14 protein-coding genes are annotated in these 13,064 nt (G+C 70.2%); 10 read left to right on the plus strand and 4 right to left on the minus strand.

The window, feature by feature from the left end; translation table 11 throughout:
* Positions 1 to 681 (minus strand): DUF2252 family protein (locus tag ABZX92_RS42320; RefSeq protein ID WP_355571225.1); only part of this gene is annotated, 681 nt, incomplete at its 3' end.
* 131 nt (positions 682 to 812) lie between these two features.
* On the opposite strand from ABZX92_RS42320, the gene ABZX92_RS42325 reads away from it, so the two are divergent.
* The 3 genes from ABZX92_RS42325 (at position 813) to ABZX92_RS42335 (ending at position 3,394) form a co-directional block, all read left to right on the plus strand.
* Positions 813 to 2,219: an MFS transporter gene (locus ABZX92_RS42325; RefSeq protein ID WP_355571227.1), complete on the plus strand. Its 1,407-nt coding sequence runs from the start codon at positions 813 to 815 to the stop codon at positions 2,217 to 2,219.
* Between the two features lie 48 nt (positions 2,220 to 2,267).
* Positions 2,268 to 2,750, plus strand: coding sequence for a hypothetical protein (locus ABZX92_RS42330; protein ID WP_355571229.1), 483 nt, complete (start codon positions 2,268 to 2,270; stop codon positions 2,748 to 2,750).
* Positions 2,751 to 2,845: 95 nt separating this feature from the next.
* Positions 2,846 to 3,394, plus strand: coding sequence for a hypothetical protein (locus ABZX92_RS42335; RefSeq protein WP_355571231.1), 549 nt, complete (start codon positions 2,846 to 2,848; stop codon positions 3,392 to 3,394).
* A 258-nt stretch (positions 3,395 to 3,652) separates the two neighbouring features.
* On the opposite strand, the gene ABZX92_RS42340 is transcribed toward ABZX92_RS42335, so the two are convergent.
* Complete coding sequence (locus ABZX92_RS42340; RefSeq protein WP_355571232.1) at positions 3,653 to 4,954, minus strand: diacylglycerol kinase family protein; 1,302 nt, start codon at positions 4,952 to 4,954, stop codon at positions 3,653 to 3,655.
* 140 nt (positions 4,955 to 5,094) lie between these two features.
* On the opposite strand from ABZX92_RS42340, the gene ABZX92_RS42345 reads away from it, so the two are divergent.
* Positions 5,095 to 5,928 carry a glutaminyl-peptide cyclotransferase gene (locus ABZX92_RS42345; protein ID WP_355571234.1) on the plus strand — a complete coding sequence of 278 codons (834 nt, stop codon included), beginning with the start codon at positions 5,095 to 5,097 and terminating at the stop codon, positions 5,926 to 5,928.
* A 216-nt stretch (positions 5,929 to 6,144) separates the two neighbouring features.
* Here the strand turns inward: ABZX92_RS42345 and ABZX92_RS42350 are convergent, their stop codons facing one another.
* Positions 6,145 to 7,020 carry a hypothetical protein gene (locus tag ABZX92_RS42350; protein WP_355571236.1) on the minus strand — a complete coding sequence of 292 codons (876 nt, stop codon included), beginning with the start codon at positions 7,018 to 7,020 and terminating at the stop codon, positions 6,145 to 6,147.
* Between the two features lie 200 nt (positions 7,021 to 7,220).
* On the opposite strand from ABZX92_RS42350, the gene ABZX92_RS42355 reads away from it, so the two are divergent.
* The gene (locus ABZX92_RS42355; protein WP_355571238.1) at positions 7,221 to 8,399 is read left to right on the plus strand and encodes a trypsin-like serine protease; all 1,179 of its coding nucleotides are present in this window, start codon (positions 7,221 to 7,223) and stop codon (positions 8,397 to 8,399) included.
* Between the two features lie 48 nt (positions 8,400 to 8,447).
* Here the strand turns inward: ABZX92_RS42355 and ABZX92_RS42360 are convergent, their stop codons facing one another.
* Positions 8,448 to 8,582 carry a hypothetical protein gene (locus tag ABZX92_RS42360; protein WP_355571240.1) on the minus strand — a complete coding sequence of 45 codons (135 nt, stop codon included), beginning with the start codon at positions 8,580 to 8,582 and terminating at the stop codon, positions 8,448 to 8,450.
* 159 nt (positions 8,583 to 8,741) lie between these two features.
* Here ABZX92_RS42360 and ABZX92_RS42365 point away from each other — a divergent pair, with 159 nt between their 5' ends.
* The 5 genes from ABZX92_RS42365 (at position 8,742) to ABZX92_RS42385 (ending at position 12,947) form a co-directional block, all read left to right on the plus strand.
* The gene (locus ABZX92_RS42365; protein ID WP_355571242.1) at positions 8,742 to 10,565 is read left to right on the plus strand and encodes an ABC transporter ATP-binding protein; all 1,824 of its coding nucleotides are present in this window, start codon (positions 8,742 to 8,744) and stop codon (positions 10,563 to 10,565) included.
* Between the two features lie 275 nt (positions 10,566 to 10,840).
* Positions 10,841 to 11,236 carry a response regulator transcription factor gene (locus ABZX92_RS42370; protein WP_355571244.1) on the plus strand — a complete coding sequence of 132 codons (396 nt, stop codon included), beginning with the start codon at positions 10,841 to 10,843 and terminating at the stop codon, positions 11,234 to 11,236.
* A 151-nt stretch (positions 11,237 to 11,387) separates the two neighbouring features.
* Positions 11,388 to 11,630, plus strand: a complete 243-nt coding sequence (locus tag ABZX92_RS42375; RefSeq protein ID WP_355571246.1) for a hypothetical protein — start codon at positions 11,388 to 11,390, stop codon at positions 11,628 to 11,630.
* The gene (locus ABZX92_RS42380; protein WP_355571248.1) at positions 11,627 to 12,409 is read left to right on the plus strand and encodes an IclR family transcriptional regulator; all 783 of its coding nucleotides are present in this window, start codon (positions 11,627 to 11,629) and stop codon (positions 12,407 to 12,409) included. Before ABZX92_RS42375 ends, ABZX92_RS42380 begins: the two co-directional genes overlap by 4 nt.
* 13 nt (positions 12,410 to 12,422) lie before the next feature.
* Positions 12,423 to 12,947: a sigma-70 family RNA polymerase sigma factor gene (locus tag ABZX92_RS42385; RefSeq protein ID WP_355571250.1), complete on the plus strand. Its 525-nt coding sequence runs from the start codon at positions 12,423 to 12,425 to the stop codon at positions 12,945 to 12,947.
* Positions 12,948 to 13,064: the final 117 nt, after the last annotated feature.

The raw sequence follows: 13,064 nt of genomic DNA on the forward strand, positions 1-13,064 counted from the left end.
GCATCCGTCGACGACGGAGGTCAGCTTGCGGTAGGCCTGCAGGCTGTCGCGCGCACGGGCCTTCGCCTGCTCCTGCGCGAAACGGCGCTGTTTGGCCTTGCCAGCACGTGCTTTGAGGAGGATCTCCACCTCGTCGACACCTGCGTGGGCGTACCACACGTCGAGGTCACCCTGTCCGGCGAAGCGGTTCATCGCCGCCCGGTACCGGCCGACGGCGGTGCGCACGGCGGTCGCCCTCGCCTTGCGCCCCAGCCCGTTCTCGCGGCCGACGACGGCGATGCCGGCCGCGAGGCGTTTGACGTCCCACTCCCACGGACCGGGCAGCGTCTCGTCGAAGTCGTTGAGGTCGAACACGAGTTGCCGCTCCGGGGAGGCGAAGACCCCGAAGTTGCCCACGTGCGCGTCCCCGCTGAGCTGGCAGGTCAGGCCGGAGAACGGTGTCGTCGCGAGATCGCCGGCCATCACCGACGCCGCGCCGCGGAAGAACGCGAACGGCGAGGCCAGCATCCGGCCGTACCGGATCGGCACGAGCTCGGGCACCCGCGTGCCGTCCTGCCGGGCGAGCACCTCCACCGGGTCGGGCCGGCCTCCGGCCTCCGGCGGCTGCGCGTGGGCGTCGAGCGGAACCTCCTGGCGGGCGGCCAGACCCGTGGCGACTCTCGCGGCCACTGGACTGGTCATCGCGCACCTCCCCGGCGAGGGAACCGGCCGCTCCGGTCCACAAGCGACACAACACCTCCGCCGGCGCCGGCACATCACCCGCCGGGGAGGAGCACTGGTCCGGCGCCTCATCCGCGGCGCGTGAAGCGCCCATGACGCCGTCGCTGGAGTCTGCGCGGGTGGACTCCAACGCCTTGCGCAGAGTGCTCGTTCCCCTCGCCCTCGCCCAGTTCATCTGCAGCTTCGCCGGCTCCAACATGAACGTGATGATCAACGACATCAGTCAGGACCTGGACACCACCGTGCACGGCGTCCAGATCGCGATCACGATCTTCCTGCTGGTGATGGCGGCGCTGATGATCCCCGGCGGCAAGCTCACCGACCGCTACGGCCGCAAGCGATGTCTCACCGCCGGTCTCGCCGTGTACGGCGTCGGCGCCGTGCTGAGCGCGCTCGCGCCCGGCCTGCCCGTCCTCATCCTCGGCAACTCGATCTTCGAGGGTGTCGGCACCGCGTTGCTGATCCCGCCCGTCTACATCCTGGCGACGATGCTGTTCACCGGCGTCACCGCGCGGGCCCGTGCCTTCGGCGCGATCAACGGCATGGCGGGCATCGGCGCGGCCACCGGGCCGCTGATCGGCGGCCTCATCACGACGACGCTCAGCTGGCGGGTCGCGTTCCTGTTCCAGGCGCTGGTGATCGTGGTGATCTTCGTGCTGAGCCGCAGGTACGTCCGGGATCCCCGGCCACCGGACCCGGCTCGTCCGTTCGACGTCCGCGGCGCCGTGCTGTCGTCGGCGGGGCTCGTCCTGGTCGTGTCCGGCGTGCTGGCCGCGGACAACAACCTCTGGCTGATGCTGGGCTTGCTCGTCGCCGGAGCCCTCACGCTCGTCTGGTTCCTCCACTCGGTGCGCGCGAAGGAACGCGCCGGTGCCGAACCGCTGCTGTCGACCGCGTTGTTCCGCAGCCGCACCTCGAACCTCGGCCTGGTCACGCAGAACGTGCAGTGGCTCGTGCTGATGGGCATCTCGTTCGTGGTCTCGGCGTACCTGCAGGTGGTGCGCGGCTACAACGCGATCGAGACCGGCCTGATCCTCACGGCGGCCACAGTGGGCGTGCTGCTGGCGTCGTTGCTGGCCGAGCGCCTCGCGAAACGGCACGCCCAGCGCACCCTCGTCCTCACCGGATTCGCCGTCACGATCAGCGGCATCGCGCTCTTCCTCGCCCTGCTCGCCGTCTCGCCGCAGGTGTGGACCTTCCTGCCGGGCCTCTTCCTGATCGGGCTCGGCATCGGCGCCATGCTGACCCCGTCGGTGAACGTCGTGCAGTCGAGCTTCCCGGACGCCCTGCAGGGCGAGATCTCCGGACTGTCCCGCAGCGTCTCCAACCTCGGTTCCTCACTCGGCGCCGCGATCGCGGGCACCATCCTCGTCGCCGGCCTCACCAGGACACCGGAACGCTCGTACGCGCTGGCGATGGTCGTGCTGGCGGTGATCGCGCTCGGCGGCATGGTGGCGGCCGCGTTCCTGCCGCGGACCACACCGAGCCCGGTGCGGTGACCGGTATGACGAACGAGCCTGCCGAGCTGCTCCGGTTGCGAGCGGAGGGTGTACGCGCCGCACGCACGGCTGAACCGGCGGGATCGGCGCACGGCGTTGCAGCTCGGCATCTGGATGGTCGTCGCCGCCGTGGCGGTCACGGCAGTGCTTCGCGCGGTTCGTGCGGAGATCCTCCAGAACGTGCCGGAAGGGCTCTACCGCGACGGCGCCGCCGACGTGGTGACGGCGGTCTTCAGCCAGCTGCGGACACGTGGTTGGCAGATGCTCTGGACAGGCGTGCTGCTCGCCCTGCTGATGTACCTGATCGGACGGGGCCGCGGGCCGATGTGGCTGTGCGGCCGGACCGTCTCGGCCTGGGGTGCGTGCCGTCACGGGCGATCTCCGCGCGTGGTCCAAGTTGGACCGCACGGCACCTCGACCCCGTACGCGTGGGTGGTGCGGCCGTTGCGGTCGTGCTGGCGCTGTTGCGCACGTCTTGGACGGCCCTGTTGTCGATCGTGGTGGTGCTGGCGGTCTACGAGCTGCTGGTGACTGCGTTCCGCATGCGTTCCACCCGCAGCGGATGAGGTGGCGTCGCTTCACGCGCCGCGACGATGAGACGACTGATCGAGTCGAGGAGGAGTCGTATGGCCATCGGGCCGATCCAACTGATCGTGCTGGGCTTCACCCACCCGGACTTCCGCGGTGAGGTGATCGCCGAACTGGAGAAGCTCCGCAAGACCGACACCATCCGCGTGATCGATGCTCTCGCCGTCCACAAGGACCCGCGAGGCGACATCGCGGTCGAGCACCTGAGCAACCTGTCGCCGGGGGAAGCGGCCGAGCTGGGCAGCAAGATCGGCGCGCTGATCGGCCTCGGCGCCGGGGGACAGGCGGGTGCCGAGGCAGGTGCGATCGCGGGAGCCGAGTCGGTCGCGGAAAAGGGAGGCGTCCACCCGTTCAGCGACGCGGACGCGTGGGACGTGCTCGCCGACATCCCCAACGACAGCGCGGCGGCCCTGTTGCTCGTGGAGCACCAGTGGGCCGTGCCACTGCGCGACGCCGTCGCCCGTGCCAGGGGCTTCCGCATCTCCGACGGCTTCGTCAGTCCCTTCGACCTGATCGCGATCGGGCTGGTGAACGCGGAGGAGGCCAAGGCACTGCACGACCTGGAAACAGCAGGCTCGACGCCATGAGGAGACAACCGTGTTCGGATCACGCCGCGTGGCCCGCCGCACCGCACGACGCACGGCGCGGCGAACAGAAGGAGCACCGGGGATGTTCGGATCACGCCGGGTAGCCCGGCGCACGGCCCGCCGGGTGTCCTGGCGCTGAGTGGCGTGGCCGTGTCCCGCAAGTCCGTTCGATGAGAGTGACGGGCGAGAGGCACGCAGTCGGTGCCGCCTCCGTACCCCCTCGGCCGCGACCATCGCGGCCGAGAGTCACAGGACGGCCTAGGACAGAGCCAGCCCGCGCAGCCGCGTCCAGTCCAGCTCGGGCAGGCGCGGCTGCGCCATTGGCCGGTGGCGCGGCACCCGCACGCGCAATGCCCCCGGCCTGACCGCACACCGCACGGGAGTCGCCATCGTGACCGCCTCGCCGTCCACACCGACCGGCAACGACGGGGTGTCCGCCGTGATGACGACCTCCGTCGCGGTCCGCAGGAACACCGCGTCCGACCGCCGCCAGCCGCGCACCAGGCCGGCGGCCTCGGCCGCGTTGCGCAAGGTCAGCGCGAGCACCCCCAGGACACCGCCGTCCAGCCGCGGCCTGCGCCCCAGCCCGGCCAGGTCGCTCGACCCGTACGGGTTGTTGCTGACCAGCACGGCCCGCGCCCCGGCCAGCGAGGACCCACCCGCCCGCAGCCGCAGCGCCGCTGCCCGCGGCCCGGTCAGCAGGCCCGGCAACAGGTCCAGCGTCGTCCGCGTCTTGCCGTCGCGGTAGGCCGGGCTCCGCACAACCTCGGCGTACGCGCCGAACGAGGCGTTGTTGACGAAGACGTGGTCCCCGGCCACGCCGAGATCGACCCGAACCTCGACGCCGTCGGTGAGCGCGTCGAGACAGCGGCGGGGATCGTCCCGGTCCAGACCGAGGTCGAGCGCGAAGTGGTTGCGAGTGCCCGCGGAGATGACCATGAAGGGCATCCCGTGTTCCGCCGCGATGCCGGCGACGATCGCCTGAGTGCCATCACCTCCCGCCACCCCGAGAAGGTCGGCGCCCTCGTCGACAGCCCGCCGGGCGAGCACGGCGACGTCCTGCGACCCGTCGAGCACGCAGACCTCCGCACCCAGCGCCCTGGCCAGTTCCGGAAGACCGAACCGCCCGACCTTCCCGCCGCCGGACCTCGGGTTCATGATCAGGTACGGCCTCCGGGGCGGCGGCACGTCGAGCTCGACCGGACGGGTCGCCCTGCTGTCCGCAGCGAGCGCGCGCCGCCCACAAGCCAGCGCGGCCAGCCACAGCAGCGCGCACACCACGACCACCCAGGCCAAGCGAGCCTGCACGTACAGGACCACCACGGTCAGTGGCGCGAACAGCATCAGGATCCCGGCCAGCCACCGCACCAGGCCGTGGTGGGCGAGGAACCCCCAGGCGCCCACCAGCGCGAGCGCCGTCCCCGTCGCACCGACCAGCACGAGCCCGATCCCGGCGCGCACCCCGGCCGCCACCAGCACGACCACGACGGCCGTTCCCGCCGCCACGAAGGCGAGCCGGGCCAGCCGGCGTTGTCCTGGCGACACGGTCACATCGGTCACGGAAGCCTCCAAAGTGGATTGTCCGTCCAGCCTGGCCGCACCCATCGCGAGCGGCCTCACCTCAGGCGGATGAACATCCCCAGCGGGTTCACCCGCGACGGCGGAAGCCCGCCAGCGAGTTCGTCACGACGATCGGTGCGGTGAAACCGTTGCGCATCACCAGATTTCGCTGCACAGTGGCCGCGGCGCTGCTGGCTCTCACGGCATGTTCGGCCCCCCAGCCCGTCGCGCACCTGGCGTCGGCACCGGCGACCACGGTCAGCCCCGCACCGGCCGCCGTGCGCGCCACCTCGCGGCACTTTCGCGCACAGGTACTCGCGCGCGTCCCCACGGACCGGGCCGACGCCCGCGGTCTGGAACTGGTCGGCGATCTCCTCGTCGAGAACACGGGGCAGGTGATCCGCGCGGTGGCACCCTCCACCGGCGAGATCCAGGCCCAGCGGACCGTCCCGCCCGGCAGCGGAACCGCGCTGACACCGGCCGGACTGTGGCGTACCGGCGCAGGTGGCGCGGTGCTGCTGGATCCCAAGTCCTTTGTGGATGGACGTCGTGCCGCGATCGAGGGTGAGCCCTGGGGACTCTGTTACGACGGAACGCACCTCGTGCAGTCCGACGGCACCACCAGGCTGCTGCTGCGCGACCGCGACACCGCCGCGTTGGTCCGCGAGCTGCGCGTCGATGCCCGCGAATGGTCGACCGCACGGCTCGGCGAACTCCACTGCGCGACCGCCGACGGCGGCCCGCAGGTGTGGGCGGCCGTCACCGGTACCGACTGGATGATCCGCGTGGATCTCGCCTCCGGCGCAGTCACCGCGGACGCCGACCTCACCGCCATCACCATCGCCGAGGTGCCGACGGGCAGCGACCAGGTGATCGGGGGCATCGCGGCGGTGCCGAACACGAGCGGGGAGCTTTGGCTCACCGGCAGGCACTACCACCACCGCTACCGGATCGGACTGCGGCCTCGGCCGTGACGCAGTGGGTGGAGTACGGCAACCGCACACCTGGTCACCGACGTGCACGCCGGCGCGATCCACCTCCTCCTCGGCTGGTCAGCGACTGCGCGCCGGTGCCGGGCCGGTAGGCGGAGCGGCGCGCATCGAGGGGCAGAGCAGGATCACGGTCATCGCAGTAGTCGTCGCAGTCCACGACGGTGGACGCTCTCAAGACCAGGGCAACGCGCGCCACGATCAGTCCGGCCATTCCCAGCTGATGCCGATCACGCCGGACGTCATGCCGCACGTCGTCACGTGCACCGCGTGGTGAGCGTTCGGCAACAGCTCGTTCAGCCGGTGCTTGGCAACGTAGAGGTCGGCACGGAAGTAGTCGTGCACCTGTGCCGGCAGCGCGTCCGGGTGGAACCGCACCTCCATGAGACTGGTGCCCTCCGGCCGGCGAAACGCGTGAGCGAAGTCGTTTTCGGCCTCTGAGGGGGTGGGGTCGTGCAGTTCGTACTCCCACACCCACGTCTCGCCGGCCTGAAGTCGTTGACCGAAAAGCAGTTCAGCGGCCAGCACACGTCCCTCGGGGTGACGCAGCAGTCGTCCGACCTCGCAGTTGCGGACGGGTACGAGACGAACACGATCGATCGCGCAGCCCGGTGCGCCGAAGTAGCGCACCACCACCCTGTCGACGTCGTCGCGGCGGGCGCGGGCGAGCCGCCGCGCCGTGATGCGCGACCGCCTGCGGTTCGCGTCGACGTGCGCCAGGTGTTCGGAGGTGATCACCTCGAGGCTCCAGTCCCGTGCGCCGGGGAGCGCGTCGAGCAGTTCGCTCATCGGGCCGTGGTACTCGTCCACCCCCTGCTGGGGCCGGAACGGCGTCAGGTGGTGAGTGGCGAGCAGGCCTGTCAACGCGTGGCGCGGCAGGTCGAGGATCTCTTCCAGCACGGCGATGGCGCGCAACGAGTTCGGTCGCCGTGGCCACGCCCGGCCGTGCTGCCAGTCGCTGAGGCTGGCCAACCCGACTCGGATGCCGCGCTCGGCCAGTCGCGACCGCAGCCGGTCGAGCGGCAGTCCGCGCTCGCGGATCGCGGTGCGCAACACGAGATGAAATGGTCCGGTCATCGCGCTCCTCGTGGGCTCCACCCTACGGCGGTGCGCGATGAGAGGTCCAGACCATCAACCCGGGACGGCGCATCGTATTCAGAAGTGGCGCGGGTGGTTAGCCCATTCGCAGCGCCGAAGTTTCGGACTTAGATCCGGTGATTTCGGCCGTTGGACCCTTCGGGGAATTCTCCTTCGACCCCATCGAACGCGAGGTTCCCATGCGAGGACTGGTCAAGGGTCTGCTGGCGGTGGTCGCCGGCCTGGCCCTGGCGGGATCGGCAGTCACCACGGCGACGGCACAGGAGCAGCCCGATCCGTTGACCCCGAACATCATCGGTGGTGTGGACGCCACCGAGAACTACAGTTTCACGGCCTCGATGCAGGGCAACTCCGGCGGCCACTTCTGCGGCGGAGCCCTGATCCGGCCGACGTGGGTGCTCACGGCCAAACACTGCATGGCGGGCGAGGTTCCGAGCGGTGTGCAGATCCGGATCGGCAGCAACAACCGCAACTCGGGCGGCACCGTGGCCAGGGTCAAACGCTGGGTCGACCACAGCAACGCGGACACCTCGCTCGTCGAGCTGACCGCGCCGGTGGCTCAGCAGCCGATCTCCATCGCACCCGTCGTCACGCCCGGCTCGACGGTGCGGCTGCTCGGCTGGGGCGCCACGACGTGCACGCCCAGCTGCGGCGGCGCACCCACCAACCTCCGGCAGGTCGATGTCCCCGTGCTGCCCGACAGCACGTGCGGCACGGACCAGTGGGTGATCTGCCTGGACAACAAGGACGGCAAGAGCGCCTGCTACGGCGACTCGGGCGGTCCGCTCCTGGTGGGCACGGCCGGCAACTGGAGGCTCGGCGGTGACACGTCCGGCGGTCCTGGAATCTGCGGCACGGAGGACTTCTTCTACGCCGAGCTCCAGGGCAGTGTGAACACCTGGATCAACAGCGTCGCCGGCCCCGACGGCCCTGCGCCGGGCAACAACCTCGCACTGAACAGGCCGGCCACGGGCGCAGCGGCCTGCAACGCGAACGAAGGCGCCTCCAAAGCCGTGAACGGCAGCGTCTCCGGTGGAAACAGCGACAAGTGGTGCTCGGTCGCCGCGACGAAGGCCTTGCAGGTCGACCTCGGCTCCAGCCACGTGTTGAAGAAGCTGGTCGTGAAGCACGCGAGCGCCGGCGGTGAGTCCGCGACGTTCAACACCAGGGACTTCGACCTGGCGGTGTCAGCCGACGGCACCACCTGGACGACGGTGGCGTCGGTGCGCGGCAACACCAGCGGTACCACCGAGCACGCGATCGGCAACAGCGCCAGGCACATCCGCCTCACGGTGGTGACGGGTGCGCAGTCCGGTGGGAACGTCGCCCGCGTCTACGAGTTCGAGGCATACGCCTGACCGCCTCGCCGAAGCCGGTCGGGGTGGGGCGCGGCGGCCCCGCCCCGATCAGGCTGAGTCGCGGATGACCAGTTCGGTGGGCAGGATCAGAGACGTCGGCTCCTCGCCGTTCAGCACTCGCACCAGCATTTGGGTCATTTCTTGTCCGAGTGCCTCGATGATCGCGTTGACCCCGGTGATCACCTCGGCGAAGACGAGGTTCGCGAAGAGCGCGGGGCCGGAGAAATCGGCACCACCTCGTCGCGAGGCACTCCGCCGACCGCGTCCGCGCGGCGATATTCGATCGCTGCCACCCGACCCCCTGCGGCAGCATGAGGAAGCCGAGGTGCCTGGAGGGGGCGGATGGTCGTGCCAGGATCGGAAAGGCCCGTCCGCGAGAACGCGGTGCCGCTCGCCCTGCGCCTGTACCGGAAGGAGTTGCGGCGCCACGGATTCATGTCCGTGGGCGCACTCGTGTTGCCCGCGCTGGGCGTCACGTGCCAGCTCTATCTCGCGCCGCTGGCGGTGGGCGGCCTCGTGGGAAAGCTCGCGGGCGGTGGCGACACGGGCCTCGGCACCGTCCTGCCGTACGTAACGGCCTTCGGCGGTTTCATGCTGCTCTCGGAAGTGTTGTGGCGCATCGGCCTGCACTGCCTCAACCGCGTGGACGGCCGCGGGATCGAGAACCTGTCCGCCCTGGCGATGGACGAGCTGCTGGGCAAGGACGCGGCGTTCTTCCACGACAACTTCGCCGGGTCGCTCACCAAGCGGGTGCTGAGCTTCGCGTTCCGCTTCGAGGACTTCGTGGACACGCTGGCGTTCAAGATCTTCGCCAACCTCATCCCGCTGGGTTTCGCATGCGTCGTGCTGTGGAGCTACCACCCGGTTCTCGTCGCGGTGCTGGTGGGCCTGATCCTGGTCACGGGATGTGTGGTCGCGCCGCTCATCCGCCACCGTCAGCGGCTGGTCGACCAGCGCGAGGCCGCCATCGCCCAGGTGTCCGGCCACGTCTCGGACACGCTCACGAACATGGAGACGGTGCGGGCGTTCGCCGCCGAGCGACGCGAGGGCGCGGAGCACCGGACCCGTGCCGCCAAGCAGCGAACGCTGGCACTGCGGTCGTGGGACTACAACAACCTGCGCATCGACACCGTGATCGCGCCGCTGTCCGTGCTCACCAACGTGCTCGGCCTCGTGGTCGCGATCGGGGTCAGCGGTGGGCTCGGCGTGGAGGCGATCGTGGTGACGTTCGCCTACTTCGGCAACGCGACGCGGATCATGTTCGAGTTCAACCAGATCTACCGGCAGGTGGAGAGTGCGCTCACGGAGGCCGCTCAGTTCACCGAGCTGCTGCTCGACCCGCCGACCGTGCTCGACCTCGTGCACCCGGAACCGTTGCGCGTGAAGGACTCTCGGGTCCGGTTCGAGAACGTCGTGTTCACGCACGGCGGCGGCGAACCGTTGTTCGACGGGCTCGACCTGGACATCCCGGCGGGCACGCGGATAGGGCTCGTCGGCCGGTCGGGCGGCGGCAAGACCACGCTCACCCGGCTGCTGCTGCGGCTGATGGACGTCGACCGGGGCCGCGTCCTCATCGGCGGCCAGGACATCGCCCGCCTGAGCCAGGCCGACCTGCGCGGCCTGATCGCGTACGTGCCTCAGGACCCGGCCATGTTCCACCGGACGCTGCGCGAGAACATCGCGTTCGCACGGCCGGGCGCGACCGACGCCGAGATCCACCGCGCCGCGCAGGCCGCGCACGTGACGGAGTTCGCGGACACGCTGCCCGACGGGTTCGACACGATGGTCGGCGAACGCGGCATCAAACTGTCCGGCGGACAGCGGCAGCGGGTCGCGCTGGCCCGCGCCATCCTGCGTGACGCGCCGATCCTGCTGCTGGACGAGGCGACCAGCGCGCTGGACTCGGAGAGCGAGGTGCTGGTCCAGGAGGCGTTGTGGCGGCTCATGGAGGGCCGCACCGCGATCGTCGTGGCACACCGGCTCAGCACGGTCGTGCGAATGGATCGGCTGATCGTGCTCGACCGGGGCCGGATCGTCGAACAGGGCACCCACGCGGAACTGCTCGACGCCGAGGGCACGTACGCGAAGCTGTGGCGCCACCAGTCCGGCGGCTTCCTCGACGAGGACGTGCCCGACGAGTCCCTGTCCGGTGAACGGGCGCGGTGAGCCCGAAGCGACCTCGCTGGAAGCGCGCCACGAGAATGCTGCCGCGCTGGGTCCTCGCCATGGTGGTCATCCTCGTTGGTCTTGCTCTCCAGCGGTCGGACACACCGGGCAGGAACGTCCACCCGCGCTGACTCCCGCACGTGCGTCGGCGACGGTCGGGTCTGCCACCCGGGACCGCGACAAAAGTCGCGGCTGAGTCCAGTCATTAGCCACTCAAGTACACCCCTTCGTGGGGCGAATACTGGCAGTGATGCCGACCGCCGTAGGAGGGCCCGTTGACAGACCGTGACGGGCACAAGCCGCTGATCCGAGTGCTCATCGTCGACGACGATGCGCGGGTCCGCGGCGCTCTGCGCACGTTCCTGGAGGCACATCCGGGTTTCGAGGTCGTCGGCGAGGCGGGTTCCGCCGCTCCTGCGATCGAACTGGCCCGTCAGCTGGTCCCGTGCGTCGCCATTGTCGACGTGCTCATGCCCGATGCGCAGGACGGCCTCGAGCTGCTGACCGTGCTGGCGCGGGAGCACGGCATCCCGGTGATCGCGATGAGCCTGCGGAGCGCGCTGGCCGAAAGCACGATCGACGCGGGCGCGCACACGTTCCTGCCGAAGGACGGCTACTCGGATCGCCTGCTCACGGCGCTGCGGGCCGCGCACCACGGCGAGTCCATTTAGGTCAGATGACGTAGGACGGCCTGGACTTCGGTCCTGGCATTTGTTTCCGCAATTACGCGGGTGGGTTCGGTCGGCAGACCGATGAAGATGCGTGTGACTTGGAGCACAGTCACTTCATCACCTGATCACCCCGATCGCGGAGGCGAACGACATGAGCGTCACCCCTCTCCACCCGCAGAGCGTCAACGCCATGATCGAGATGAACGCGTTGTTCTACGCCCGGCCGGACGCCGCCGCCTCGGACGAGGCCGTCGCGGCCTGGTATCGCGCCAAGGGCCGCATGCACGAGCAGCTCGCCGCGAGAAACGGCGCCGACGCCGCACAGGAACGTGCACACGCCGCAGCGGCCTACGAGCACGCTCGTCGCCTCGAGCTACGGGGGATGGCGGCATGACCACGCCACAGCTGGAGACGGTGGCGCAGGCCAACCGCGCGGTGGTGGAGAAGGCGTTCGCCGTGCTGGAGGCCTGGGACCACCGAAGCGAGACGCTGGGGGCGTCGGAGCTCGCACGGCGGACCGGACTGCCGAAGTCGACCAGCCATCGCGTGCTGGGGATCCTGGAGGCCGCCGGTGTCGTCGAACGGCTCGACGGCAGCTACCGCCTCGGCGAACGACTGCGCGGCATCACCGATGTCGTCACGGCCGGATTCCCCCAGCTGCGTGAGGTCGGCCTGCCGTTCATGCAGGACCTCTACGAGCTGACGCACGAGACGGTGCACCTCGCGGTGCTCGACGGCGCGGACGCGCACTGCGTCGAGAAGATCTACGGCCACCGCCGCAGCCCGCTGAGGTCCCGCGTCGGCGGCGTGCTGCCCGCGCACTCGACCGCGCTGGGCAAGGTGCTGCTCGCGTACTCCGGCCTGAACGCCCAGCGTCTCGTGCTCACCGGACCGTTGCGCCGCTACACCGCGAACACGGTCACCGAGCCGATGCGCCTGGCCGCCGAACTGCGCGGGACCCGGCGGGCCGGCTTCGCGCACGACCTCGCCGAGACCCATCCCGGCGTCGCGTGCGTCGCCGCTCCCGTGCTGGACGAGACCGGCCGCGCGGTCGCCGCGTTGTCGGTCAGCGGCCCCGTCGACCGCTTCGACCCACCGGCTGTCGTCGAACAGCTCTGTCGCGCGGCCCGCGCCACGGCCCGCGCACTCGTCTCGGTCCGCATCCCCGCCTAGAGAGGGCTCGATCATGACTGTCGTCCGGATCCCGTCGCCCCGCACGCTCGAGGCGGACGTGCTCGCCGAGCTGTACCGCCTGCACGGCCATTTCCTGAAGAACTACCTGCGTCACCTGACGACCGATGCGCACGTCGCCGAGGACATCCTGCAGGAGACGTTCCTGCGCGCGTGGAAAACCCCGAGACTGGTGGACAAGCCGGAGACCTGCCGGCCGTGGCTCGTGACGGTCGCGCGCAACCTGGTGGTCGACCGGATCCGGTACCGCACCCGCCGTCCGCGGGAGACCGGCGACGCGGCGCTGCCGCACATCGCGCAGCCCCACTGCGAGATGGAACGCGTGGTCACCTCGTTGACTCTCGGAGAAGCCATGGCGAAGCTGACGCCGAACCGCCGCGAGGTCGTCGTGCACATGTACCTGCACGACCGCAGCCCCGACGAGATCGCCGACTTCCTGGGCATCCCGGTCGGCACGGTGAAGTCACGCGCCAACTCGGCGTTGCGCGCGCTGCGTTCGCACATCTGCCCGGCGGCCTAGACGGCTGCTTCCAAGGCGTTGGCTCTGTTGGCGTCTGCAAGTACCGCCAACTCTTGATCAAATCGCCGCTGACCACACCCAACCGGCCGTCGCCGACGCCGTGTGGCGCGGCGCGGC

Source organism: Lentzea sp. NPDC006480, from assembly GCF_040611995.1.
Classification (GTDB): Bacteria; Actinomycetota; Actinomycetes; order Mycobacteriales; family Pseudonocardiaceae; genus Lentzea.

Coding starts and splice junctions, on each gene's coding strand:
- ABZX92_RS42325 (WP_355571227.1), top strand. CDS start 813: ATGACGCCGTCGCTGGAGTCTGCGCGGGTGGACTCCAACGCCTTGCGC.
- ABZX92_RS42335 (WP_355571231.1), top strand. CDS start 2,846: ATGGCCATCGGGCCGATCCAACTGATCGTGCTGGGCTTCACCCACCCG.
- ABZX92_RS42350 (WP_355571236.1), bottom strand. CDS start 7,020: ATGACCGGACCATTTCATCTCGTGTTGCGCACCGCGATCCGCGAGCGC.
- ABZX92_RS42355 (WP_355571238.1), top strand. CDS start 7,221: ATGCGAGGACTGGTCAAGGGTCTGCTGGCGGTGGTCGCCGGCCTGGCC.
- ABZX92_RS42365 (WP_355571242.1), top strand. CDS start 8,742: ATGGTCGTGCCAGGATCGGAAAGGCCCGTCCGCGAGAACGCGGTGCCG.
- ABZX92_RS42375 (WP_355571246.1), top strand. CDS start 11,388: ATGAGCGTCACCCCTCTCCACCCGCAGAGCGTCAACGCCATGATCGAG.
- ABZX92_RS42380 (WP_355571248.1), top strand. CDS start 11,627: ATGACCACGCCACAGCTGGAGACGGTGGCGCAGGCCAACCGCGCGGTG.
- ABZX92_RS42385 (WP_355571250.1), top strand. CDS start 12,423: ATGACTGTCGTCCGGATCCCGTCGCCCCGCACGCTCGAGGCGGACGTG.